Annotated in this window: 18 protein-coding genes; 16 read left to right on the top strand and 2 right to left on the bottom strand. The window is 75.2% G+C overall.

Annotated features, from left to right (window positions below; genetic code table 11):
• Nucleotides 1–29: 29 nt before the first annotated feature.
• A complete protein-coding gene (locus tag ACIBCA_RS15065; protein WP_396283313.1) occupies nt 30–929 on the bottom strand; it encodes an HAD family hydrolase in 900 nt (299 codons plus the stop codon).
• A gap of 749 nt (nt 930–1,678) precedes the next feature.
• Here ACIBCA_RS15065 and ssd point away from each other — a divergent pair.
• The 7 genes from ssd (at nt 1,679) to ACIBCA_RS15030 (ending at nt 7,378) form a co-directional block, all read left to right on the top strand.
• Complete coding sequence (ssd, locus tag ACIBCA_RS15060) at nt 1,679–2,803, top strand: septum site-determining protein Ssd (protein ID WP_396283312.1); 1,125 nt, start codon at nt 1,679–1,681, stop codon at nt 2,801–2,803.
• Entirely contained in the window at nt 2,803–4,152 is a 1,350-nt protein-coding gene (locus ACIBCA_RS15055; protein WP_396283311.1) for a TadA family conjugal transfer-associated ATPase, read from the top strand. The genes ssd and ACIBCA_RS15055 overlap by 1 nt, the downstream gene beginning before the upstream one ends.
• Before the next feature lie 470 nt (nt 4,153–4,622).
• Nucleotides 4,623–5,435 carry a type II secretion system F family protein gene (locus ACIBCA_RS15050; protein WP_396283310.1) on the top strand — a complete coding sequence of 271 codons (813 nt, stop codon included), beginning with the start codon at nt 4,623–4,625 and terminating at the stop codon, nt 5,433–5,435.
• A 233-nt stretch (nt 5,436–5,668) separates the two neighbouring features.
• Nucleotides 5,669–6,268, top strand: a complete 600-nt coding sequence (locus ACIBCA_RS15045; RefSeq protein WP_396283309.1) for a type II secretion system F family protein — start codon at nt 5,669–5,671, stop codon at nt 6,266–6,268.
• Between the two features lie 35 nt (nt 6,269–6,303).
• Nucleotides 6,304–6,519 (top strand): DUF4244 domain-containing protein, encoded by a 216-nt coding sequence (locus tag ACIBCA_RS15040; protein ID WP_396283308.1) that lies wholly within the window; start codon nt 6,304–6,306, stop codon nt 6,517–6,519.
• The gene (locus ACIBCA_RS15035; protein ID WP_396283307.1) at nt 6,509–6,886 is read left to right on the top strand and encodes a TadE family type IV pilus minor pilin; all 378 of its coding nucleotides are present in this window, start codon (nt 6,509–6,511) and stop codon (nt 6,884–6,886) included. The genes ACIBCA_RS15040 and ACIBCA_RS15035 overlap by 11 nt, the downstream gene beginning before the upstream one ends.
• A gap of 27 nt (nt 6,887–6,913) precedes the next feature.
• A complete protein-coding gene (locus ACIBCA_RS15030; RefSeq protein WP_396283306.1) occupies nt 6,914–7,378 on the top strand; it encodes an Rv3654c family TadE-like protein in 465 nt (154 codons plus the stop codon).
• Here ACIBCA_RS15030 and ACIBCA_RS15025 read toward each other — a convergent pair.
• Nucleotides 7,373–9,823: a DEAD/DEAH box helicase gene (locus ACIBCA_RS15025; protein WP_396283305.1), complete on the bottom strand. Its 2,451-nt coding sequence runs from the start codon at nt 9,821–9,823 to the stop codon at nt 7,373–7,375. The two genes, ACIBCA_RS15030 and ACIBCA_RS15025, sit on opposite strands and share 6 nt — an antisense overlap.
• A gap of 222 nt (nt 9,824–10,045) precedes the next feature.
• Here ACIBCA_RS15025 and bldG point away from each other — a divergent pair, with 222 nt between their 5' ends.
• From bldG to ACIBCA_RS14980, 9 genes are all read left to right on the top strand, one after another.
• Nucleotides 10,046–10,387: an anti-sigma factor antagonist BldG gene (gene bldG / locus ACIBCA_RS15020; protein ID WP_031076324.1), complete on the top strand. Its 342-nt coding sequence runs from the start codon at nt 10,046–10,048 to the stop codon at nt 10,385–10,387.
• A 162-nt stretch (nt 10,388–10,549) separates the two neighbouring features.
• Nucleotides 10,550–10,969, top strand: coding sequence for an ATP-binding protein (locus ACIBCA_RS15015; RefSeq protein ID WP_396283304.1), 420 nt, complete (start codon nt 10,550–10,552; stop codon nt 10,967–10,969).
• Between the two features lie 144 nt (nt 10,970–11,113).
• A complete protein-coding gene (locus ACIBCA_RS15010) occupies nt 11,114–11,884 on the top strand; it encodes a hypothetical protein (protein WP_396283303.1) in 771 nt (256 codons plus the stop codon).
• Between the two features lie 412 nt (nt 11,885–12,296).
• A complete protein-coding gene (locus tag ACIBCA_RS15005; RefSeq protein ID WP_396283302.1) occupies nt 12,297–13,868 on the top strand; it encodes a methyltransferase in 1,572 nt (523 codons plus the stop codon).
• 262 nt (nt 13,869–14,130) lie between these two features.
• Nucleotides 14,131–14,595 carry a DUF3592 domain-containing protein gene (locus tag ACIBCA_RS15000; RefSeq protein WP_396283301.1) on the top strand — a complete coding sequence of 155 codons (465 nt, stop codon included), beginning with the start codon at nt 14,131–14,133 and terminating at the stop codon, nt 14,593–14,595.
• 358 nt (nt 14,596–14,953) lie between these two features.
• Nucleotides 14,954–17,821: a type I DNA topoisomerase gene (gene topA, locus ACIBCA_RS14995; protein WP_396283300.1), complete on the top strand. Its 2,868-nt coding sequence runs from the start codon at nt 14,954–14,956 to the stop codon at nt 17,819–17,821.
• Between the two features lie 149 nt (nt 17,822–17,970).
• On the top strand, nt 17,971–21,516 hold the full coding sequence (gene tmk, locus ACIBCA_RS14990) for a dTMP kinase (RefSeq protein WP_396283299.1): 3,546 nt from the start codon (nt 17,971–17,973) through the stop codon (nt 21,514–21,516).
• Between the two features lie 184 nt (nt 21,517–21,700).
• Nucleotides 21,701–22,912 (top strand): DNA polymerase III subunit delta', encoded by a 1,212-nt coding sequence (locus ACIBCA_RS14985; RefSeq protein ID WP_396283298.1) that lies wholly within the window; start codon nt 21,701–21,703, stop codon nt 22,910–22,912.
• A gap of 237 nt (nt 22,913–23,149) precedes the next feature.
• Nucleotides 23,150–24,292: a hypothetical protein gene (locus tag ACIBCA_RS14980; protein ID WP_396283297.1), complete on the top strand. Its 1,143-nt coding sequence runs from the start codon at nt 23,150–23,152 to the stop codon at nt 24,290–24,292.
• Nucleotides 24,293–24,413 lie beyond the last annotated feature (121 nt).

Genomic DNA, 24,413 nt, shown 5'->3' with positions numbered 1-24,413 from the left:
GGCGCGAGTGCCCGCGCCGGGGGTGCGCCTCAGGCCGCCGGGCGCCGCCGCCGGGCCAGGTACCAGATCACCCCGGCCGTCACCGCGGCCGCCCCGACCGCCACCGCCGTCAGCACCGAACCGCTCGGGGCCGAGAACTCCGGGAGCCTGCGCCGCAGTTGCACCGGCTTGTCGAAGAGCAACACCGGCCACTCCCGGGCCTGCGCCTCCTTCCGCAGCGCGCGGTCCGGGTTCACGGCGGACGGGTGGCCCACCGCCTCCAGTAGCGGCAGGTCGGTCGAGGAGTCGCTGTACGCGTAGGAGGCGGCCAGATCGTAGCCCTCCGAAGCGGCCAACTCCCGGATGGCGGCGGCCTTGTTCTCGGCGTAGGCGTAGTACTCGATCTCGCCGGTGTAGCAGCCGTTCTCGACCTTGAGCCGGGTGGCGATCACGTGGTCCGCGCCGAGCAGCGCGCCGATCGGCTCGACCACCTCGGAGCCGGAACTGCTGACGATCACCACGTCCCGTCCCGCCGCGTGGTGCTGCTCGATCAGCGAGGCGGCCTCGTCGTAGATGATCGGGTCGATCAGGTTGTGCAGGGTCTCGGCGACGATCTCGCGGACCTGCTGGACGTTCCAGCCCCGGGTGAGCGAGGAGAGGTACTCCCGCATCTTCTCCATCTGGTCGTGGTCCGCGCCGCCGACCAGGAAGACGAACTGGGCGTAGGCGCTGCGCAGCACGCCCCGACGGTTGATCAGGCCCCCCTGGTAGAAGGGGCGGCTGAACGCCAGCGCGCTGGACTTGGCGATGATGGTCTTGTCGAGGTCGAAGAAGGCCGCCGTGCGCGGGCCCGCCGGCCTCGGGCGGACGGGCGGGCGGAACTGCTCGGGCCCGGTGGTCTCGCCCGGGGAGTCGTCGGCGCGGTCGTCGGCGTTCTCGGTGGTGTCCACGGGAACCGAGGATAGAGGGAGCCACAAAACAGCCCTCCATTCGGCGTACTCCCGGGCGTGCGGGTTTGTGTTTCTGGCCGCTCGGGTACACCATGGAAGTCACGGATCGTTCGCGACCGTGCTAACCCGGTCCGGCTCCTCCCCCCCGAGTCGGGCTGTGGATAGACGACCCCCGCTCTCCCCCCCGGCGGGGGTCGTCGCACGTCCGGGGCCATTTTCAGGGCCTGAACGGCTTCACGCGGGCGGCTGGGTCCATCGCCGCCGACGGTGTACGGGGGGTGTCGACGCCCTGGTCGGCGTTCCGGTTTTCGTCACTCTGCGTCGTCGATCGATGTGATGTGACGCACGTCGCGCGGCTGGTTCCGATCGGTGCTTTCCCGCCCCCGAAGGGACGTGCCCGGAGCATCCCGATGGTCTTCCGGCGGCGTCCGGAGGGGATGCCCGGTGTCCGGTTAACGGGCCGCGAGGGCCTGCGGTTCATCTCCGTGGTCCTCGATCGTCAATTCCTTCACCGAATAGCCCCCCGCCCGGGTGAACGCTTGGCCATTCGGCACATGGGTTATCCACAGGGAATCGGAACACTGCTGACGGATTCGGCATCTCCCCTCACCTTGGTCATCGGCGGCGGTCGCCGGGCACGGCCCCAACCCCTTGTTCCTCCCCCGGGGCCTGCCTGGCGACCGTCCGCCGAAACCGTCCGACGTGCGCCGTCGGCCCCTCCAGGGGCGGCGGCGCGGAGGGGAGTCACCATGTCGACGCCGATCGCCGACCACGTCACCGCCGGGGGCCCCGGGCCCGTAGGGCCGCTCGTCGTCACCGAGGACGAGGGCCTGGCCGAGCACCTGCTGCGGCTCTGCGCGGCCGCCGGGACGGAGCCCAGGCTGATCCGCGGAGCGCCGCCGACGCGCGAGCACTGGGCCGGCGCCCCGCTGGTCCTGGTCGGGGACGACCAGGCCCCGCGCTGCGCCGGGCTGGAGCGGCGGGCCGGAGTCCTGCTGCTCGGGCTCGACCTCGACGACCCCGGCGTGTGGGTCAGAGCCGTCCAACTCGGCGCCGAGCACGTGCTGTTCCTGCCCGACGCCGAGTCCTGGCTGCTCGACCGGATCGCCGACGCGGCCGAGGGCGTCGGCTCGCCGGCGGTCACCGTGGCCGTCCTCGGCGGCCGGGGTGGCGCCGGGGCCTCCACGCTGGCCTGCGCCCTCGCGGTCACCGCCGCGCGCACGGGCCGCCGGGCGATGCTCATCGACGGCGACCCGCTGGGCGGTGGCCTGGACATCCTGCTCGGCGGCGAGACGGTCCGGGGGCTGCGCTGGCCCGACCTCGCGAGCTCGCGCGGCCGGGTCAGCGGGGCCGAACTGGCCCGGGCGCTGCCCGCGCTCAAACGGCTCTCCACGCTCTCCTGCCTGTCCTGGGACCGCGGGGACACCCTGACGGTGCCGCCGCAGGCCATGCGCAGCGTGCTCGCCGCCTCCAGGCGGCGCGGCGGGCTGGTCGTGGTCGACGTGCCCCGCCATCTCGACGAGGCCGCCGGGCAGGCGTTGGAGCAGTCCGACCTGGCGCTGCTGGTGGTGCCGGCCGAACTGCGGGCGGTCGCGGCCGCCGACCGGGTCGCCGCGGCGGCCCGGATGCGGCTCGGGGACGTCCGGGCCGTGGTCCGCCCCGTGCACGCCTCGGGGCTCCCCGCGCGCCGGATCGCCCGGGGGCTGCGGCTGGAGCTCGCGGGGGAGCTGGAACCGGAGCCCGGCCTCGCCGGGGACGTCGACAAGGGCGTCCCGCCGGGCAGCCGGGACGCGGGGCCGCTGGCGCGCTTCTGCGCGACCTTCCTGAACGAAGTGCTGCCGCCGGTGCCGGCGGTGGGAGGAGGTGTGTACTGATGGTCCGTCTGAGGAGGACACCCGTACGGGTCGGGGCGCCCGCCGGAGGCGACGGTGCGCGGGAGCACCGTCCGCTCAGGAGCGTGCCGCTGCCCGGTGTGCCGCTCGGTGTGGCGTCCGAGATCGAGCACGGGCCCTGCCCGTACGGCCGGACGGCGAGTGAGGAGCGGACGGCGGAGCTGGTGGACGCGGTGCGGCTGCGGCTGGCCGAGTCCGGGGCCGCGCCGACGGCGGGATCGGTCGCGGCCGTGCTGAGGGCCGACAGGCCCTCGCTCGGCGGGGACGAACTGCTGGACACCGTGCGCTCGCTGCGCGCCGAACTGGTGGGTGCGGGCCCGCTGGAGCGGCTGCTGGCGGCGCCCGACGTCACCGACGTGCTGGTGAACGGTCCGGACGAGGTGTGGGTCGACCGTGGCGGCGGTCTGCACCGGGCCACCGGAGTCCGCTTCACCGACGCCGAGGCGGTGCGCCGGCTCGCCCACCGGCTGGCCACCGCCGCCGGGCGGCGGCTGGACGACGCCCGGCCCTGGGTGGACGCCCGGTTGCCGGACGGCACCAGGCTGCACGCCGTGCTGCCACCCATCGCGGCGGACTGCACGCACATCTCGCTGCGGGTGTGCAGACCGAGGCCCTTCACGCTCGACGAACTGGTGGCGGGCGGCGCCCTGCCACCGGAGGGGGCCGACCTGCTGGCCGGCATCGTGCGGTCACGGCTGTCGCTGCTGGTCAGCGGAGGTACCGGCTCGGGGAAGACGACGCTCCTGGCGGCGTTGCTGGGCCTGGTCGGGCCCGGGGAACGGATCGTCGTGGTCGAGGACTCCGCCGAACTGCGACCGGCCCACCCGCACGTGGTCCGGCTCCAGAGCAGGCCCCCGAACCAGGAGGGGCTGGGTGAGCTCACCCTGCGGGACCTCGTCCGGCAGGCACTGCGGATGCGCCCGGACCGGCTGGTGATCGGCGAGGTGCGCGGGGCCGAGGTCTCGGACCTGCTGGCGGCCCTGAACACGGGACACGAAGGAGGCACGGGCACGGTCCACGCCAACACGGCGGCGGACGTCCCGGTCCGGTTGGAGGCCCTCGGCTCGCTGGCGGGACTCGACCGCCCCGCCCTGCACAGCCAACTGCGGGCCGCGCTCGACGTGGTGGTGCACGTGGCCCGGGAGCCGGGCTCGGGGCGGCGCCGGGTGGCGGAGATCCACACGCTGTCGGGCGACGGCGCCGGGCTGGCCGTCACCACCGAGGCGGTCGCCTTCCCGGTGACGGGCGGCATGCTCCCCGGGCCGGGCTGGGAGCGGTTGGTGGGGCTGCTGGCGGCGCGCGGGGTGCAGCTGGGCAAGGGGCCGCCGTGACGGCCACGGTGACGGCCGCTGTGGCCGGGCCGGCGGGCGTGGAGACGCGGGCGGCGGAGCTCGCCTTCGTCCTGCTGCTGATCGGGTGCGCGGTGGGGGCGATGGCCCTGCTCAGGCCCGGGGCGGGAGAAAGCGGTGAGGTACGTGACTGGGAGTCAGATGGCCATTGAGCGGTGGTCGGTGTCGAGTTCGAGGCGAAGAGGTGGGTGTTTCTGGTGGAAGCGGAGGTGGGAGGGATGACGCAGAGTCAGATGGCTCTCTGGTGGTCCGCGGGGCTGTGCGTGGTCGCCGTGGCCGGGTGGTGTGCGGTTCAGAGGCAGCTGCCGGGAGGCAGGCGCTTTCGGCTGGTGGTCGGCGGTAGTGGGCCGCCAGGCGCCGACGCTTGGGCGGTTCGGCGGGTCAGGTTGCGGCCGCCGCGTGGCTCCCTGACCTCCCTGACCTCCCTGATCTCTCTGACCTCCCTGATCTCTTTGGCTTCTTCGGCCTCCCTGGCGCCTGAACTGCTGCTCCTGCCGGTCGGTTCGGTCGGCTGGTGGGCGACCGCCTCCCCGGTGCCCGTGGTGGCTGCGGCGCTGGCCGTGCTGCCGCTGCGCAGGTGGCGGCAGCGGCGGCGCCTGGCGGTGGAGGCCGGGCGGCGTGCGGCGGCCGTGGTGGAGCTGTGCGCGGGGCTGGCCGGGGAGTTGCGGGGCGGGGCGACACCCGAGCAGGCGTTGCACCTGGTCACCGTGCGCCTCGCGGCCGATCCGCAGGGGGTGCGGCGGCTCGGCGAGGAGCCGGTGGCGCGGCTGGCGGCCGGCCGGTACGGCGGGGACGTGCCCGCGGCGTTCCAGTTGCTCGCCGAACTCCCGGGTGGGAGTGGGGCGTCGGCGATCGCGGCCTGCTGGCGGGTGGCCTCGGACGGTGGGTCGGGGCTGGCCGCCGCGCTGGACCGGGTCGCGGAGGCGCTGCGCGGCGAGCGGGCGCTGGCGGAGGAGATCGCCGGGGAGTTGGCCGGCCCCAGGGCCACCATCGCCGTGCTGGCGGCCCTGCCCGGCGCGGGGCTGCTCCTGGGCGCGGCACTCGGGGCTCGCCCGCTGGAAGTCCTGCTGCACACGCCCGCCGGGCTGGGCTGCCTCGCGGCGGGGGCGGTGCTGGAGGGGCTGGGTGTGCTGTGGACGGGCCGGATCGTTCGGGCGGCCGCCAGGGGCGGGCTGGAGGCCCCTGCGCGCTCGGGCGGTGCGGGAGGTGAGGGCTGTGGGCTCTCACGGGTGCGGGCGCCCGGGGCGGCGGTGAGGTCGGGGTGATGCGGGGTGTGGGTTGGGCGGCCCTCGGCTGCCTGACGGTGGTCGCGGCGTGGGTCTCGGCCTCGTTGCGGGGGCGGGCGGGGGTGAGACGGCGGCGGGTGCTCGGTGGGCAGCCGGAACGGAAGGAGGTGCGGGAAGGGGCTTGGCTGCGCGGTCCAGGCGGTCCAGGCGGTCCAGGCGGTCCGGGCGGTCCGGCTGGTTTGGGCGGGGCGCGCGGTGAGCGTGGCCGACGCGTGGGGCTCGCGGTCGTGGCGGGGCTCGGTGCGGCCCTGCTGCTCGGAGGCGGGGCCGGAGCGGGAGCCGGGTTGCTGGTGGCGGTGGGTGTGCACCGCTGGTCGGCCCGGGCGCGCTCGCCGACCGATCGGTGGGCGGCTCGGGAGGAGGAGCTGCTGATCCGGCAACTTCCCCTGGGTGCCGAGCTGTTGGCGGCCTGCCTGGGCTCGGCGGACTCGCCCTCCACGGCCGTCTCGGCGGTCGGGAGGAGCGTGGAGGCCCCGTTGGGGCCCCGGCTGGTGGCGATCGGGGCGGAGCTGGCCCTGGGCGCACCGCCGGAGCTGTGCTGGACCCGGCTGGGTGAGCAGCACCCCGCCCTGGAGCCACTGGCCCGCTGCCTGGTCCGTACGAGCCTCAGCGGAGCCCCGGCGGCCGGGGCGCTGATCGGCCTGGCCCAGGGGCAGCGGGCGGCGGCGGCCCGTGCGGCCCACATCCGGGTCCGTCGGGCGGGGGTTCTGGCCACCGCGCCGTTGGGGCTCTGCTTCCTGCCGGCCTTCGTCCTGATCGGGGTCGTGCCGGTGGTGGTGGGTCTCACCAGCCGTTTCGCGGAAGCGATGTGACGTGGTGTTCGTCAATCGGAGAGAAGGAGGAGTTCATGACCGAGGTGATGGTGGCGAGGATCGGTGCCGGGTGGTTGCGGCAGGCGGCCCGGCGGCGGTCGAGGTCGGACGCCGGAATGACCACCGCGGAATATGCGGTGGGGACCTTGGGGGCGTGTGCCCTGGCGGCCGGGCTCTACAAGGTGGTGACCAGTGCGGCGGTGATGGGTGCGCTGACCGAGACCCTGGAACGGGCGCTCCATGCGACCTAGCCGAGTGGTGCGGGCGCGGCGGGGCGATGCGGGCTTCGTCACCGCGGAGACGGCGGTGGCCCTGCCCGCGCTCGTCCTGCTCGCCGCGATGCTGGTCTGGGGCGTGCTCGCGGCGGCCGCGCAGATCCGCTGCGTGGACGCGGCCCGGGTCGGTGCCAGGGCGGCGGCGCGGGGCGAGGCGAACGCCGCCGAACTCGCCGCCGCGGCCGGGCCTCCGGGGGCACGGGTACAGGTGGCGACGGCCGCCGACACCGTACGGGTCGAGGTGGAGGCGTCCTGCGGTGCGCCGGGGCGGCTCGGCGGTCTGCTCGCCGTCCGGGTGGGCGCGTCCGCCGTGGCCGCGAGGGAGGACGTGTTGACCGGGTGAGGTGACGGGAACGGGAGGAGGTGGGCGGTGGTGATCCGGCGGTGGGCGCGAGCCCGTACGTCCCGGGCCGCCGCGGCGGGCGGGTGCGGGGCGGACGCCGGGTCCGCGACGGTCTGGCTGCTCGCGCTGGCGATGCTGGGCACGGCGGTGTTCGCGGGGACCCTCGCGGTCGGTGCGGTGGTCACCGCCCGGCACCGGGCCGAGTCGGCCGCCGATCTGGCGGCCCTCGCGGCGGCGGACCGGCTGCTGCTGGACGCGGACGGCGGCTGCGGGCGGGCCGCGGTGATCGCCGGGGCCCAGGGCGCCGCGCTGGTCTCCTGCGCGGTGGACCGGCCGGCGGACGCGGTCGAGGTGGTGACCGAGGTGCGGGTCCGCCGGCTGCCGCTGCGCCTGCCGGTCGGGCCGGCCAGGGCGAGGGCCAGGGCTGGCCCGCTGCGGGCCCCGGTCACCGCCGCCGAGGACGGCCTCGGCGGGGCGGCGGCGGGTTCATGAACCGGCTGGTGCCTCGGGCGTCTCTGGCGTCTCGGGGGCCTCGGGGGTTTGGGGCTCCACGGGCTCCACGGGCTCGGCGGACGCCTCCGACGCCTCCGACGCCTCGGACGCCTCGGACGCCTCGGACGCCTTGGGTGCTCCCGCGAGGAGGAGGTCCAGCAGGAGGATCGCCGCCGCCTTGTCCAGCGGGTCGTTCCCGTTGCCGCACTTGGGCGACTGGACGCAGGACGGGCAGCCGCGTTCGCACTCGCAGGAGGCGATGGCCCGGCGGGTGGCGGTCAGCCACTCGACGGCCCGGCGGAAGCCGCGTTCGGCGAAGCCGGCCCCGCCGGGGTGGCCGTCGTAGACGAACACCGTCGGCAGCCCGGTGTCGGGGTGCAGGGGCACGGAGACGCCGCCGATGTCCCACCGGTCGCAGGTGGCGAACAGCGGCAGCAGGCCGATCGAGGCGTGCTCGGCGGCGTGGGCGGCGCCGGGCAGCTGGTCGAGCGGGAGGTTCGCGTCGAGCAGCTGGTCCTCGGTGACGGACCACCAGACCGCCCGGGTGCGCAGGGTGCGGGGCGGCAGGTCGAGCTTGCTCTCGCCCATGATCTCCCCGGTGGAGATCCGTTTCCGGAGGTAGCCGACCACCTGGTTGACCACCTCCACGGAGCCGAAGCTGAGCAGGGCTTCGCCCCAGGGGACGGTGGTGTCGGTGTCGAGGACGGAGATGGAGGTGATGTCCCGGGCGGCCGTGGTGTACGGCGGGTCGGCCGGTTCGACGAGGGCGACGGAGTTCTCCAGGTCGAGATCCCGGACGAGGTAGGTCCGGCCCTGGTGGAGGTGGACGGCCCCGGTGTGGACGGTGGTGTGGGAGGCCGCCGCGTCCACCGTGCCGAGCAGTCGGCCGGTGTCGGCCTCGACGATCTGCACCGGGCTGCCGCCGCTGCCGCGCAGGTCCACGGCGTCGGCCGCGCGCTCCCGGCGCGTCCAGTACCAGGAGCCGTCGCCTCGCCTGCGGAGCAGGCCCCGCCGTTCCAGAACGGGCAGCAGCGGCGCGGTCGAGGGCCCGAACAGCTCCAGGTCGGCGTCCGTGAGCGGGAGTTCGGCGGCGGCCGCGCACAGGTGCGGGGCGAGCACGTGCGGGTTGTCGGGGTCGAGCACGGTGGCCTCGACGGGCGTCGCGAAGAGCGCCTCCGGGTGGTGCACCAGGTAGGTGTCCAGCGGGTCGTCGCGGGCGATCAGGACGGCGAGGGCGCCCTGGGCCTCGCGCCCGGCCCGGCCCGCCTGCTGCCACAGCGAGGCCCGGGTGCCGGGGTAACCGGCCATCAGGACGGCGTCGAGGCCGGAGACGTCGACGCCCAGTTCGAGAGCGGAGGTGGAGGCGAGGCCGAGCAGTCGGCCGGAGTGCAGATCGCGCTCCAGGGCCCGGCGTTCGTCGGCGAGGTAGCCGCCGCGGTAGGCGGCGACCCGTTCGGCGAGCGGTCGGCCGAGCTGGTCCTGGGCCTGTAGGGCGACGAGTTCGGCGGCGCGGCGGGACCGGACGAACACGACGGTGCGGGTCTGCCGTTCGACCAGGTCGGTCAGCAGGTGCGCGGCCTCGGCGGTGGCCGTGCGGCGCACCGGGGCGCCGTGCTCGCCGACGTTCTCGGTCAGCGGCGGCTCCCAGAGGCCGAACACCATCGGCCCGCGCGGAGAGGCGTCCTCGGTGACCGCGTGCGCCGGCAGGCCCGTCAGGCGGCGGGCGGTGACGGCCGGGTCGGCGGTGGTGGCGGAGGCGAGCAGGAAGGTGGGTGACGAACCGTAGCGGGCGCAGATGCGGCGCAGCCGCCGCAGCACCTGGGCGACGTGTGAGCCGAACACGCCCCGGTAGCTGTGGCACTCGTCGACGACCACGTAGCGCAGGACCTTCAGGAAGGAGGCCCAACGGGCGTGCGCCGGGAGGATGCCCCGGTGGAGCATGTCCGGATTGGTGAGCACGTAGGACGCGTACTGGCGGACCCACTCGCGCTCCTCGAACGGGGTGTCGCCGTCGTACAGGGCGGCGCGGACCCTGGGCGGGGCGAGTTCGGCGGCGCGGCGGCGCTGGTCGGCGGCGAGCGCCTTGGTCGGGGCCAGGTAGAGCGCGGTGGCGCCGCGGCCGTTGGCGGCCTCGGTGCCGTCCAGCAGATCGCTGAGCACCGGTGCCAGGTAGCCCAGCGACTTGCCCGAGGCGGTGCCTGTGGCGATCACCACAGTCTGGCCGGTTTTGGCCAGGTTCATCGCCTCCGCCTGGTGTGCCCAGGGCTGTTCCACGCCCACGGCGTGCGCGGCTTCGACGATCTCCGGTCGGATCGAGTCGGGCCATGGCGCATAACGTGCAGGTCGGGCGGGAAGGTGCTCCGTATGGGTGAGCCGGTCGGACCGCCCCCGGCTGGTGGACAGGGTCGTGAGCAGTGCCTCGGGCAGGCTGTGTCGGGGCGGCATGGGGACCCAGTGTGTCACCGGCGTGACGGAGAATCGTCGTAAGCCATCGTGCGGGCATGGTCGCAGGTGGTTGAATGTGGCCGTGACGGCCGTATGGCCGTGGGTCGCAGCGCTGAGGCTTGTCACGCGATGGCTGGGCGCGCCCGGGCTCGCGACCATGCGGTGGCGGCCGTCCGGCCGAGGATCGCACATGACGTAGCAAGGCAAGGTGCTGGAGGTTCCGTGGACCTGTCCCTGTCGACCCGCGCAGTCGGCGATCGTACGGTCGTCGAGGTTGGCGGCGAGATCGATGTGTACACCGCCCCGAAGCTGCGCGAGCAGCTGGTCGAGCTCGTCAACGACGGCAAGTACCACCTCGTCGTCGACATGGAGGGTGTGGACTTCCTCGACTCGACCGGCCTCGGCGTGCTGGTGGGCGGTCTGAAGCGAGTGCGTGCCCACGAGGGCTCGCTGCGCCTGGTGTGCAACCAGGAGCGCATCCTGAAGATCTTCCGCATCACCGGCCTGACCAAGGTCTTCCCCATCCACACCTCGGTGGACGACGCGGTCAACGCGACCGACTGACGCGGACGGGCCGGCCCTCGTGGCCGGCCCTTTCCGTTCCACGCGTCCGGGGAGCCGGGGCCCCTGCGGCTCCGGCCTTCCCGGTCGCCCCGGGGCCGGTTCGGCCGGCCCTCCGGGGCCGCACCCGCCCGGCCCCAGGCCGGAGCACCCCGAGGGGGAGAGATGGCAACCGTCGAACTTCGATTCAGCGCGCTTCCCGAGCACGTGCGGACGGCCCGGTTGGTCGCCGCGGCCGTCGCCAGACGGGCCGGGGTCGACGAGTCGGTGCTCGACGAGGTGCGCCTCGCGGTCGGCGAGGCGTGCTCGCGGGCGGTCGGCCTGCACCAGCGCGGTGGGATCACCGGCGCGGTACGGGTCGCTCTGACCGATCAGGAGAAGCGTTTCCTCATCGAGGTCGAGGACGAGGCGGGCCCCGTCGCCGTCCCGGCCCCCGACGCCGCCCAGGGCGGTGACCCGGACGAGGACGCCCTGGGGCTCGCCGTGATCACGGGCCTGGTGGAGGACCTGGAGGTGACCAACGGCGCGGTCGGCGGGCTGATCCGGATGAGCTGGCCGGTTTCGGTCGCCTCCGTGGTGGTCTGAGGGCGGCCCTGGCGGGAAGCAGCCGGGAAGCACCGGAAGTACGCCGGACGTACGGGAGACAGGCGTAGTCGCCGCGAACCGGGGCGGTGACGGCGGCCGTGTAGGTTCGACGACCGACACGACCGAACCGAAAGGCTTCTCCCGGTGAACAAGCGACTGCTGACCGTACCCGCGCTCGGCGTGCTGCTCGCGTTCGGCGCCGTCGCCTGCGGCGACGACAACAGCAAGCAGCTGGAGTCCTGGGCGGCGAACGTCTGCGGTGCGGCCAAGGACCCGATCGCCCAGGCACAGACCGCGCTCGCGGACACGGCCCAGGTGAAGACCGGCGAGGCCCCCGCCGACCTGAAGAAGCGGCTCTCGACGGACATCGGGCGGCTCGCCAAGACCAACCAGGACCTCGCAGCTGCCATCGAGGCCGCCGGGGCCCCCAAGGTGAGCGACGGCGCCACGCTGCAGAAGGACACCGTCGACGAGCTGAAGAAGGCGGGGGACGGCTACCTGGACGTCCAGAAGAAGCTGGACGGGCTGCCCACCAACGACCAGTCCAAGTTCGCCGACGGGCTGAAGAGCGTCGGCGACCAGGTGCAGGGGCTGGCCAACCTGTCCACCCAGGCGCAGAGCAAGCTGCGCAGCGGCGACCTGGGCGCGGCGATGGCCAAGCAGGAGGGCTGCAAGGCCACCCCGCCCGGCGCCGCCACCTCGGCCGCCACCTCCACCGCCTCGCCGAGCGGCGGCACCGGCGGCGCCCCCGCGACGCAGGGCGCCACCCCGAGCGCCGGAGCGACCGGCGCACCCGCCGGCACGCCGGCGCCCGCCGCTGCCCCCACGCCGGGCGCGACGGACGGCGCGACCCCGCCGGCCACGCCCGCCCCGGGCGCCACGCCCCCGGCGACCCCGGCCCCCAGCGCGAGCTGAGCCGACCCACCTGGCAGACGACGGCCGGGCCCGCCCCGAGGAGGAGCGGGCCCGGCCGCCTGCGTGGGGCGTGGGAGGGGAAAACGCGGGGGTGGCGGCGGGCGACGCGGTGGCCGGGCCAGGGAGGACGGCGTGGCCCGGGTGTCCGGCCTGCGTGTGGCCCGGCACGTCGGTCGGCGGTTCGGGGGTCGGGCCGCCGTTCGTGCTGCGCCTGGTGGCTGAGGTCGTGGGGCGGGGGTGCGGTTGGGCGGCTGTCGGCCTGGGTGGTCGCCTGTGCTGCGCCTGGTGGCTGAGGTCGTGGGGCGGGGGTGCGGTTGGGCGGCTGTCGGCCTGGGTGGTCGCCTGTGCTGCGCCTGGTGGCTGAGGTCGCGGGGCGGGGTGTGGCTCGGCGGCCGTCGGCCCGGGTGGGCGGATGGGAGCGGGTGGGGGTGGGGCGGGGGAGAATGGCGGGGTGATCAGTAGCCCCGTTCTCGACCCGACCCGCCTCGCGAAGCTGCGTGAGGCGCTGCTCGCCGCCTCCTTCACCGCGGACGGCTGCCTGGACCTGCTCGGGCCCACCGGCTACGCGGCGTTGGCCCGTAGCGAGGCCGTGCCGGCGTTGCGGGCCACCCGTGGGGGGAGCCCGCTGGAGACGCTGGTGCGGCTGTTCCTGTTGCAGCAGGCGGTGCCGTACCAGGCGGCGGCCGCCGCGCTGCCGGTGGAGGACTGCCTGGCGGACGGCTGGCTGCGGGCGGACGGCGAGTCGGTGCGGGCCACCGTGGACGTGCGGCCGTACGCCAACGAGGTCGCCGGGCTGCCGAGTTCGGACGCCTGGGTGGTCGCCGACCTGGGCTGCGCGGTCGGCGGCGCCGGCGGCATCGGTTCGGGCGAGACCGCGCACGGTGTGGCCCGCAAGGACCTGGTGCTGGGCGTGGGCGGGGCGTCCACGACCCTGGCGAACATCACCGTGCGCCGCCCCGTGCGGGCCGCGCTGGACCTCGGTTCGGGCTCCGGCGTGCAGGCGCTGCACGCGGCCCGGCACGCGCAGCAGGTCACCGCCACCGACCTCAACCCGCGCGCCCTGCGGTTCACCGAACTGACGCTGGCACTCTCCGGGTTCGACCACGTGGAGGTGCTGTCCGGCAGCCTCTTCGAGCCGGTCGGGGAGCGCAGGTTCGACCTGATCGTCTCCAACCCGCCGTTCGTGATCTCGCCGGCCGGCCGGTTCACCTACCGCGACGGCGGCATGGCCGGGGACGACCTGTGCCGCAGCCTGGTCCGCCGGGCGGCCGGGCACCTGGAGCCGGGCGGCTACTGCCAGTTGCTCGCCAACTGGCAGCACGTGAAGGGCGAGGACTGGCACGAGCGGCTGGCCGGGTGGGTGGCGGGCACCGGGCTGGACGCCTGGATCGTGCAGCGCGAGGTCCAGGACGTCGCCCAGTACGCCGAGTTGTGGCTGCGCGACGGCGGCGACCACCGGGGCCCGGGCGGCGACTACCTGGCCCGGTACGGCGAGTGGCTGGACGCCTTCGAGGCGGGCCGGGTCGAGGGCATCGGCATGGGCTGGATCACCCTGCGGGCGAGCGGCGCCGAGCGTCCGACCGTCCGGGTGGAGGAGTGGCCGCACCCGGTGGAGCAGCCGCTCGGCCCGCACATCGAGGAGTGGTTCGACCGGCAGGACTTCCTGCGCTCGCACGACGACGCGGGCCTGCTCGCGGCCCGGTACCTGCTGGCGGACGAGGTGGTGCAGGAGCAGGTGGGCGCGCCGGGCGCGGAGGACCCGGAGCACGTGATCCTGCGTCACAACCGGGGCATGCGCCGGGCCACCAAGGTGGACACCGTGGGCGCCGGGTTCGTGGGGGTCTGTGACGGGACGCTGTCGGCGGGCGAGATCGTGGACGCGATCGCGCAGCTGCTGGGCGAGGACCGGGTGGTGCTGCGGGACCGGGTGCCGGAGTCGCTGCGGACGCTGACCGAGCAGGGGTTCATCCACCCGGTGCGCTGACCTGCCGGTGCGCTGGCCTGCCGGTGCGTTGGCCTGCCGGTGCGTTGGCCTGCCGGTGCGCTGGCCTGCTGGTGCGCTGACCTGCCGGTGCGCTGACCTGCCGGTCCGTGGCCGTTGAACCCCCTGGCGCGGCCGGGGGGTTCACCTTTCCGTACCCCCTGGTTCGTCCGGCGGTCGCCTGGTGGCCGCCCCTCGTTGGCGGGGTGCTGTGAGGCTCGCTGTCCACAGGCTGTGGACAGAGTCGGGGAGCCGGGGGGCAGGGGTGGACACGACGACGGCGACGGTGGGCGGGGCGGTGCTCGCCCTCTTCGGTGGCGTGCTGTTGCTGTGGTGCGCCGCCGAAGTGCGCCTTCGCCACCGTGTGCGCCGCCGGGGGGTGGAGGCGGTGGCCACGGTGGTCGCCGAGGACGACGACCACGGGCAGCTGGACAGCTCGCCGCTGCTCTCCTTCCCGGTGCGTCCGTCGGCGAAGGAATCGAACACAAGTTCGGGAAGACTGGCGGAGCTGGTGCTCACCCGCCCCCGCGGCCACACCCCGTTGCGGCGCCCGGGCCGCTTCGCCCCCGGGGCCTCGGTGCGGATCTGCTACGACCCCCGGCGCCCGAGCCGCGCCGTGCTGGCGGCGGGCGAGGTCGGCCGGGCCGCGGTCACCGACCTGCTGTGGAGCGCCCTCGGGGTGGCCTGCCTGCTGGCGGGCGCCGCGCTGCTGGCGGCGGCCCTGCGCTGAGAGCGCCGGCGCCGAGAACCCACTGCCGGAGCCCGGTGGTCGCCCGCTCAGCGGTCGGGTGCGTCGAATATTCGTTGACAGATCTTGAAATCCGTCATTCCATCCTCCCGAACCCGCCGAAGCCCCCCTCCACGGGGCGCGAACCCGTCTCATCGGGTTACCGTTCGAGTGGCGTCGGTGAGCCCGGCAAGCGAAACAGCGGTATCCGTCCGTTTGACAAGGGTGGCCGGGGTACGGTCACACTCCGCTGGTGGGTCGTCGTACGGCGGCGGCCCTCGGACGGTCGAGGGGTCGGGCGGAGCGCAGCCCGTGCTGCCGCCACCGCCCAGCCAATAACGACCGGGAGAGAAGAGCGAAGGTGTCCCCGAGCAGCGAGACCGCGCACGGACAGCGACTCGTCATTGTCGAGTCGCCGGCCAAGGCGAAGACGATCAAGGGCTACCTCGGCCCCGGCTACATCGTCGAGGCGAGCGTCGGGCACATCCGCGACCTCCCCAGCACCGCCGCCGAGGTGCCGGACAAGTACACCGGTGAGGTGCGCCGCCTCGGGGTGGACGTCGATCACGACTTCGCGCCGATCTACGTGGTCAACGCGGACAAGAAGTCCCAGGTCAGCAAGTTGAAGTCGCTGCTCGCGGAGTCCGACGAGCTCTTCCTCGCCACCGATGAGGACCGCGAGGGCGAGGCCATCGCGTGGCACCTCCAGCAGGTGCTCAAGCCCAAGGTGCCGGTGCACCGGATGGTGTTCCACGAGATCACCAAGTCGGCGATCCAGGAGGCGGTGGCCAACCCCCGCGAGCTGAACCAGCGCCTGGTCGACGCCCAGGAGACCCGCCGCATCCTCGACCGCCTCTACGGCTTCGAGGTCTCGCCGGTGCTGTGGAAGAAGGTCATGCCGAAGCTGTCGGCGGGCCGCGTGCAGTCCGTCGCGACCCGGCTGGTGGTCGAGCGCGAGCGCGAGCGGATGGCCTTCCGCACCGCCTCGTACTGGGACCTGGTGGGCACCTTCGGCACCGGCCGCACCCCGGCCGACTCCGCCAACCCGGAGACCTTCGGCGCCCGCCTCGCGAGCGTCGACGGCAAGCGGATCGCCACCGGCCGCGACTTCGGCTCGGACGGCCTGCTGAAGGCCGGCAGCACCAACACCCTGCACCTGGACGAGCAGGCGGCCCGTCAGCTGGCCGCAGCCCTGGAGCAGACGGCGTTCAGCGTCCGCAGCGTCGAGTCCAAGCCCTACCGCCGCTCGCCGTACGCGCCGTTCCGCACCACCACGCTCCAGCAGGAGGCCAGCCGCAAGCTGGGCTTCGGCGCCAAGCGGACCATGCAGGTGGCCCAGAAGCTGTACGAGAACGGCTTCATCACCTATATGCGTACGGACTCCACCACCCTGTCGGAGACGGCGGTCTCCGCCGCCCGCGCGCAGGTCACCCAGCTCTACGGCGCCGACTACCTGCCGGACGCCCCGCGCACCTACGCCAGCAAGGTCAAGAACGCGCAGGAGGCGCACGAGGCCGTCCGCCCGTCCGGCGACCGCTTCCGCACCCCCGCCGAGACCGGCCTGAGCGGCGACGACTTCAAGCTGTACGAGCTGATCTGGATGCGGACCGTCGCCTCCCAGATGAAGGACGCGGTCGGCCAGTCCGTCACCGTGCGGGTCGGCGGCGCCTCGGCCGACGGCCGGGACGTCGAGTTCTCCGCCTCCGGCAAGATCATCACCTTCCACGGCTTCCTCAAGGCGTACGTCGAGGGCGCCGACGACCCGAACGCCGAGCTCGACGACCGCGAGCGCCGGCTGCCGCAGGTCTCCCAGGGCGACCCGCTGGCCGCCGAGCGGATCACCCCCGAGGGCCACGCCACCAAGCCGCCGGCGCGCTACACCGAAGCCTCGCTGGTCAAGGAGCTGGAGGACCGCGAGATCGGTCGCCCCTCCACCTACGCCTCGATCATCGACACGATCATCCAGCGCCGGTACGTGTTCAAGAAGGGGACGGCGCTCGTCCCCTCCTTCCTCTCCTTCGCCGTGGTCAACCTGCTGGAGAAGCACTTCGGCCGGCTGGTCGACTACGACTTCACCGCCAGGATGGAGGACGACCTCGACCGGATCGCCGCCGGTGAGGCGCAGTCCGTGCCGTGGCTCAAGCGCTTCTACTTCGGTGAGGGCGAGGGCGGCGGAGCGGCCGGCGGCGCCGCCGAGGCCGGCAACGGCGACGGCGACCACCTGGGCGGCCTCAAGGAGCTCGTCACCGACCTCGGCGCCATCGACGCCCGGGAGATCAGCTCCTTCCGCATCAGCGACGACCTCACCCTGCGGGTCGGCCGCTACGGCCCGTACGTGGAGCGCGCCTCCGAGGTCGAGGGCGAGCCCGGCCTGCGCGCCGACATCCCCGAGGACCTGCCGCCGGACGAGCTGACCGTCGAGCTGGCCGAGGAGCTGCTGGCCAAGCCCAGCGGCGACTTCGAGCTCGGCCCGGACCCGGTCAGCGGCAACATGCTCGTCGCCAAGGACGGCCGCTACGGCCCGTACGTGACCGAGATCCTGCCCGAGGGCACGCCCAAGACCGGCAAGAACGCCGTCAAGCCGCGCACCGCCTCGCTCTTCAAGAGCATGGCGCTGGACAGCGTCACCCTGGAGGACGCGCTGCGGCTGCTCTCGCTGCCGCGCGTGGTCGGCACCGACGCCGAGGGCGTGGAGATCACCGCGCAGAACGGCCGCTACGGCCCGTACCTCAAGCGCGGCACCGACTCGCGCTCGCTCACCAGCGAAGACCAGCTCTTCACCGTCACCCTCGACGAGGCGCTGGCGATCTACGCCCAGCCCAAGGCGCGCGGCCGGGCCGCCGCCGCCCCGCCGCTCAAGGAGCTGGGCACCGACCCGGTCAGTGAGCGGCCGGTGGTGGTCAAGGACGGCCGGTTCGGGCCGTACGTGACCGACGGCGAGACCAACGCCACGCTGCGCAAGGACGACGAGGTCGAGACCATCACGCCCGAGCGCGGCTACGAGCTGCTCGCCGAGAAGCGGGCGCGCGGGCCGGTGAAGAAGGCGGCCAAGAAGGCTCCGGCGAAGAAGGCCACCGCCAAGACGACGGCCGCGAAGAAGACGACGGCGACCAAGACGGCCGCCAAGAAGACCGCCGCGAAGAAGACCACGACGGCCAAGACCGCCGCCAAGAAGACGGCGGCGAAGAAGACGGCCGCGAGCAAGGCCACGGCCGCCGACGAGGGCTGATCCTCCGACAGCCGCACCGGGCCCGTGTCCCCCGCCGAGGGGGGCGCGGGCCCGAGGTCTGTGCGGGGATCGTCACAAGGCGGTGATGAGCCGGGACCGGAACCCCGTTCGTCTCTTTCCGGCCAACCCCCGACCGCTACGCTGACCGTATGACGAGCGAGGAGCAGCCCACCCCCAGCGCCGCACCGGCCGCGCCGGCCGCCGGAGCCGCCGGGCCCGACCTGCCCGAGGTCGCGCCCGCCGGGACTGCGGCCGACCGGGCCCGGGCCCTGCTGAGGAACCGCCCCTACCGGCGGCTGTGGACCACCCAGCTGATCGGCGGCACCGCCGACCGGCTCGGCCTGCTGGTGCTGCTCGCGCTGACCGTGATCGCCGCCGCCCAGGGCGGTCAGTTCGGCTCGCTGCCGCGCAGCCTCGCGGTCGCCCTGGCGGCCGTCCTGGCCGTACGGGTGCTCGCCTCCGGGCTGGTCGGCGTCGCGCTGCTCGGGCCGGTGCACCACCTGGTCACGGGCCGGCTGGACCGGCGCTGGACGCTGTTCGGCGCCGACGCGCTGCGCGCCCTGCTGATCGGCCTCGCCCCCTGGTGGACGGTCTGGCTGGGCTCCGGGCCCAAGCCCTCCGGCGGCGCCACCTACGTGCTGCTCGCCACCGTCTTCGTCACCGCGGCCGCCGAGGCCGTCCGGGACGTCACCCGGGCCTCCGTCGTGCCGGGCCTGCTGCCGCCGTCCAACCCCTACGCCCCGCTCGCCGAGCAGCGCCCGGCCGCCGCCAACCTGGAGACCGCGCGCGGTCTCGACCGGTTCACCGGCTGGGCCACCGTGCCGCTGGCCGCCCTCGGCCTGATCGGCTTCACGCTCCTCAACAACATCGGCGCGGCCCTCGGCTCGGACTGGCTCCGCGCCCACCAGCTGACCTTCGCGGCGCTCGGCGCGGCCGGCCTCTTCGCCGCCGCTGCCGCCCGCACCTACGTCCAGCCGCTGCCCGGCGGCCGGGCGGCCGTGGCCCCGCACTCGCCGCTGACGGGCCTGCGCGCCCCGACCGACTCCGCCCACCCGTCGCCCACCACCACCCTTGCCGGAGACGCTTCGCGTCGCCCCTCTCGATTCCCCGCGCTGAGCAAGGGCCGCACCGGCAGCGCCCCGTACTTCACCTTCGCCGTCGCCGCCGGCTTCGCCTCGATGGCGGGCGTCTGCTCGCTCGCGCTGCTGACCGCCGCCGAGCACCGTGCCGGGCCCATCGGCTACGGCCTGCTGGTGCTCGCCGCCGCCGGAGCGCCCGCGCTCGGCGCCCGGCTCACCCGGGCCACCCTGCCCTCGCTCTCGCGCCGCCGGCTGCTCGCCCTGGCGCTGATCGCCGAGGGCGTGGCGCTGATCCTCGCCGGGCTCGTGCTGGACTTCGTCCTCGTCCTGCTGCTGACCGTGCTGGCCGGTCTGGCCGCCGGGATCGTGGTCTCCGCCGGGCGCACCCTGCTCGCCCAGGAGGTCGAGGAGGCCCGGCTGCCGAAGGTCACCGAGCACCTGAACGCGGTGCTCACCGTGGTCGTCGGCGCCGCCCTGATCGCCGTGCCGCTGATCGGCGCCGCCTACGGGGACGTCGAGTACGGCACCGTCCAGCCCGGCTCGTTCACCTTCATCCACGGCGGCGCGGCCCTGGCCGTCTCCACCTCGGGGCTGCTCACCCTGGTGCTCGCCGCCGTCGTGCTGCTGCGCACCGACGACCGGCGCGGCACCGCGCCGTTCGGCCGGGACCTCGTCGACGCGCTGCGCGGCGCGGGCGGCCCGGCGCCGCACCGGGGCGCGGGCACCGGCTTCTTCATCGCCCTCGAGGGCGGCGACGGCGCCGGCAAGTCCACCCAGGCGCAGGCGCTCGCCGAGTGGATCCGCGGCAAGGGGCACGAGGTCGTGCTCACCCGCGAGCCCGGCGGCAGCCCCGTCGGGCAGCGGTTGCGGGGACTCGTCCTGGACGTCGGCAACACCGGGCTCTCCCACCGGGCCGAGGCACTGATCTACGCCGCCGACCGGGCCGAGCACGTCGAGAACGTCATCCGGCCCGCCCTCGCCCGGGGCGCCGTGGTGATCACCGACCGGTACATGGACTCCTCGATCGCCTACCAGGGCGCCGGGCGCGACCTGGCCGCCACCGAGGTCGCCCGGATCTCCCGCTGGGCCACCGGCGGGCTGCTGCCCGACCTGACCGTCGTCCTCGACGTCGACCCGACCAAGGCCCGGGAGCGCTTCACCGAGGCGCTGGACCGGCTGGAGTCCGAGCCCACCGAGTTCCACCAGAGGGTCCGCTCCGGCTTCCTCGCCCTCGCCGCCGCCGACCCGGCGCGCTACCTCGTCGTCGACGGCAGCCAGGAGCCCGGCTTCGTCACCACCGCCGTCCGCCACCGGCTCGACCGCGAGCTCCCGCTCTCCGAGCAGGAGAAGGCCGCCCGCGCCGAGCAGGAGCGGCTCGCCCGCGAGGAGGCCGAGCGGCGCGCCGCCGAGGAGGCCCGTCGCCGGGCCGAGGAGGAGGCCGCCGAGCGCAAGCGCCAGGAGGTGCTGGCGCAGCTGCGGGCCGAGCAGGAGGAGAAGGAGCGGCAGGCCAAGGAGGCGGCCGAGAAGGCCGCCGCCGAGGCGCGGCGCAAGGCCGAGGAGGAGGCGCGCCGCCGGGCCGAGGAGGAGGCCGCGCGGCGGGCCGCGGAAGAGGCGAAGCGCAAGGCCGAGGAGGACGCCCGGCTCGCGGCCGAGGCCGCCGAGCGGCAGCGGCTCGCCGAGGAGGCGGCCGCCCGGGCGGAGCTCCAGCGGCAGCGGGAGCTGGCGCGGGAGGAGCAGCGTCGCCGGGCGGAGGAGGCGCTGCAGCGGGCCGAGCAGGCGCGGCTGGCGCAGGCTGCCGCGCTGGCGGCGGCCGCGGAGGCTGCTGCGGCGGCGGAGAGTGCTGCTGCCGGGTCCGCTGGTGCTTCGGGTGCCGCTGGTGCGGGTGCCGGGGGCGGGGAAGCGGTGACGACGGAGCTGCGGGCGGTCCGGGACGTTCCCCAGGACGGCGGGGCGCGTGCTGCGGGTGCTGCTGCAGGTGCTTCGGGCGGGCTCGGGGACGAGACGACGCGGGAGCTGTCGCTGCGCGACCGGCAGGCGGCCGTACGGGCGGCGGCCGACGAGACGGCCGTGCTGCCGAAGGTGCCGGCGGCCGACGAGACCGCGGTGCTGCCGAAGGTGCCGGCGGTGGACGAGACCGCGGTGCTGCCGAAGGTGCCGGCGGTGGACGAGACGGCGGTGCTGCCCAAGGTCGGGCAGGAGCGCGCCGAGGACGGGGTGCCTCCGGGGCTGTGGCGCGGGGAGAAGCCGGCGGAGCGTACGCGGGAGCTGCCGGTGGTGGGGGCGGAGGGTGCGCCTGCCGCTGCGGCTGCCCCGGCTGCCCCGGCTGCCCCGGCTGCCTCGAAGGCCCCGGCCCCGGCTCAGGCCGCCGAGCCGCAGCCGGTCGTCGAGCGGCCCCGGCCGGAGTGGGCCGAGGAGACGCCGATGGACGACCTGCCGAGCCTGACGGACACCCTGCTGGGCTCGCGGGACGAGTGGGCGCGCTGGGAGCACACCGACGACGGTGAGGACGGCCCGCGCGGCGGTCAGCCGAGTCGGCCCGACCAGCCCGGTGAGCCCGGCGAGGGTGGGGACGGGGACGGCAAGGGCAAGGGCCGCCGTTGGGGCCGTAAGGGCTGAGCCCGGACGCGAGCGGACGGACGGCGGGCGGCGTCGTCGGGGCGGTGGTCCCGGCGGCGCCGCCCGCCGCTTCGTACGGTGGGTCACGCGTCGCCGGACGGAGCAGTGGCTGTCGGAGCGGACACGTATGCTCGACGGCGGGTAAGGCGCCGGGTGCGCAGCCGTACGGAGCTTGGGAGCAGCAGTGGCCGTCTGGGACGACCTGGTGGGCCAGGAGCGGGTGGTCGAGCAGCTGACCGCCGCGGCCCGCGCGGCCGGGGCGGCGGTCGAGGCCGGTCGGGGGGCCGCGCCGGTCGAGGGTACGAACGCCTCCCTGATGACGCACGCCTGGCTGTTCACCGGCCCGCCCGGCGCCGGGCAGGTCACCGCCGCGCGGGCCTTCGCCGCCGCGCTCCAGTGCACCAGCCCCGACCTCGCGCTCGGCGGCACCCCCGGCTGCGGGTTCTGCGACGGCTGCCACACCGTGCTGGCCGGCAGCCACGCGGACGTCAAGTACGTGCGGACGGACGGTCTGTCGATCGGCGTCGGCGACATGCGCGACCTGGTCCTGCGCGCCTCCAGCTACCCGACCGGCGGCCGCTGGTCGGTGATCCTCGTCGACGCCGCCCACCGGCTCACCGAGGCCGCCGCCAACGCGCTGCTCAAGGGCGTGGAGGAGCCCTCCCCGCGCACCGTCTGGCTGCTGTGCGCCCCCTCCGTCCAGGACGTGCTGCCGACCATCCGCTCGCGCTGCCGCCTGCTGGTGCTGCGCACGCCCGCCTCCGAGGCCGTCGCCGACATGCTGGTCCGGCGCGACGGCGTCGAACCGGAGGCGGCGCGGCTCGCCGCGCTCGCCGGGCAGGGGGACGTGGAGCGCTCGCGCCGCCTCGCCGTCGACGAGCAGGCCCGCACCCGGCGGGCGGAGGTGCTGCGGATCCCGCTGGAGGTCGGCGACGTCGGGGGCTGCCTGGCCGCCGCGCAGCGCCTGGTGGACACAGCGAAGGCCGACGCCGAGACCCTCGCCGAGACCCAGGACGCCAAGGAGACCGACGACCTCAGGGCCGTCTACGGCGCGGCCGAGGGCAGCAAGGCGCCGCGCGGCATGGCCGGGGCCGTCAAGGAGCTGGAGAAGCGGCAGAAGAGCCGCGCCACCCGCACCCGCCGCGAGACCCTCGGGGTCGCCCTGCTCGATCTGCTCGGCTTCTACCGGGACGTGCTCGCGCTCCAGCTCGGCTCCACCGGCGCGCTCGCCAACGAGGACCAGCGGCAGGCCCTGAACCGGGTCGCCCAGGCGGGCCCGGCGGAGGGCACGCTGCGGCGGATCGAGGCGGTGCTGGCCTGCCGGCGGGCGCTGGACCGCAACGTCGACCCGCTGCTGGCCGTCGAGGCGATGACGATGGCGCTGCGGGCGGGCTGAGGTACCGCCGGGGTCTTCGTGGCCGTCGCGCCTTCCGGGGCCGCTCGGTAGGCCCTCCGGAGCCGGGGTTTCGTCCCACCTTCGAGTGAACGGGCGGTACGCGCCGGGCACACCCGCGTGTGACCGCGCGCCGGTTGTGCACGCTGGGGGCCGACTGCGCCCGGAGACCGGGGCGGTCGCCCCGTACGACGCCGGGTCCCGTCCGGCGTCGGCCCTGCTCCCGAGGTGGTGCGTGCCGTGGTTCGTCCGCTCCTCGTCATCTTCCTGCTGGCGGCCGCCGTCGGCGGGATCTGGCTGGCGCGCGGTGCGCTCCAGCGCTGGCGCGACCTGAGGGCCGCCGAAACGTACGAACTGGCCGGGGACCGGTGGCCGATGCTGGCGCGGGCGGGCGGGGCGATGGTCTGCGGGGTGTGCGTCACCGCGTTGACGCTGCTCACCACGCTCGGGGCCTTCGGCGGGCTCGGGCGGCAGGGGGAGCCCGCTTCGGATTCCGCGGGAGGCCCTGCGGCCGGTGCGCCGGCGGCCGGCGCTCCCGCCGCTGTACGGCAGCAGGCGGCGCCGCCGGAGGCCACCGCCGCGCCGGCCGCGCCGGCCGTGGCGAGTTCGGCGCCCGCGATGGTCAGCCGGTTCGACAGTGTCGGGCACCCGGGCGGCGGCGAGCTGCTGCAGTCCGCCGTCCTCGGCCCGGACGGCAAGCCGCGCAACGTCCGGGTGTGGCTGCCGCCGCAGTACGCCAAGGAACCGAACGCCCGCTTCCCCGTCGTCGTGATGCACGCGGCGACGCCCGGGAAGACCGCCGACGCGGAGGTCCCCGACGTCTTCGAGGGCATCGGCTCCGCGCTGCAGACCGGCCGCGCCCGCCCGTTCGTCCTCGTCGCCCCCGAGGCCCCCAGCGGCACCGCGCACCCCTGCGAACTGGTCGCCGCCGCGCCCGCCGCCCTCTCCGACGACGCGACGCTGCGCACCACCATCGCCGGGGCCTTCCGCACCCTGCCGCCCGGCCCCGCCTCCTGGGGCACCCTCGGCGTCGAGGGCGGCGCCCCCTGCGCGGCCGCCGCCGGGCTGGCCCGCCCCGACCTGTACGGGGTCGCCGCCGCCGTCTCCGGCCGGTACGACGCGGCCGCGCTCACCCAGACGGGCGCGGAGGCCCCGGCCGGCAGCTCGGCCAGGCTGCTGCTGGCCGCCGCCAAGGCCGACTCGGCCGGGCTCGACGCGGCGCGCAAGCTGCAGTCGGCGCTCAAGGCGGGCGCCGGGCCCGCGGCCAAGGCGGAGGTGCGGATCTCGGACAACGTGCAGGACTTCAGCCCGGACCGCGAGCGGCTGCGGCTCGTCCGGCAGGCGGCGCAGTACCTGGCGGAGACGCTGGCGAAGGCGTCCTGACGGGGAGTCGTACGGGGTTACGCTGCCCGGTGCCCGGGGTGGGTGCCGGGCAGCGGTGCGTTCTTGGGTGGCGTGGGTGGAGTGGGTGGCGTGCGGATCGGTTGGATCGGGTGATGGGAGC

It is taken from the genome of Kitasatospora sp. NPDC051170, from assembly GCF_044455705.1.
Lineage (GTDB): Bacteria > Actinomycetota > Actinomycetes > Streptomycetales > Streptomycetaceae > Kitasatospora.
The sequence above is the reverse complement of the archived record's forward strand: the minus strand, read 5'-3'. Positions and strand labels throughout refer to the sequence as shown.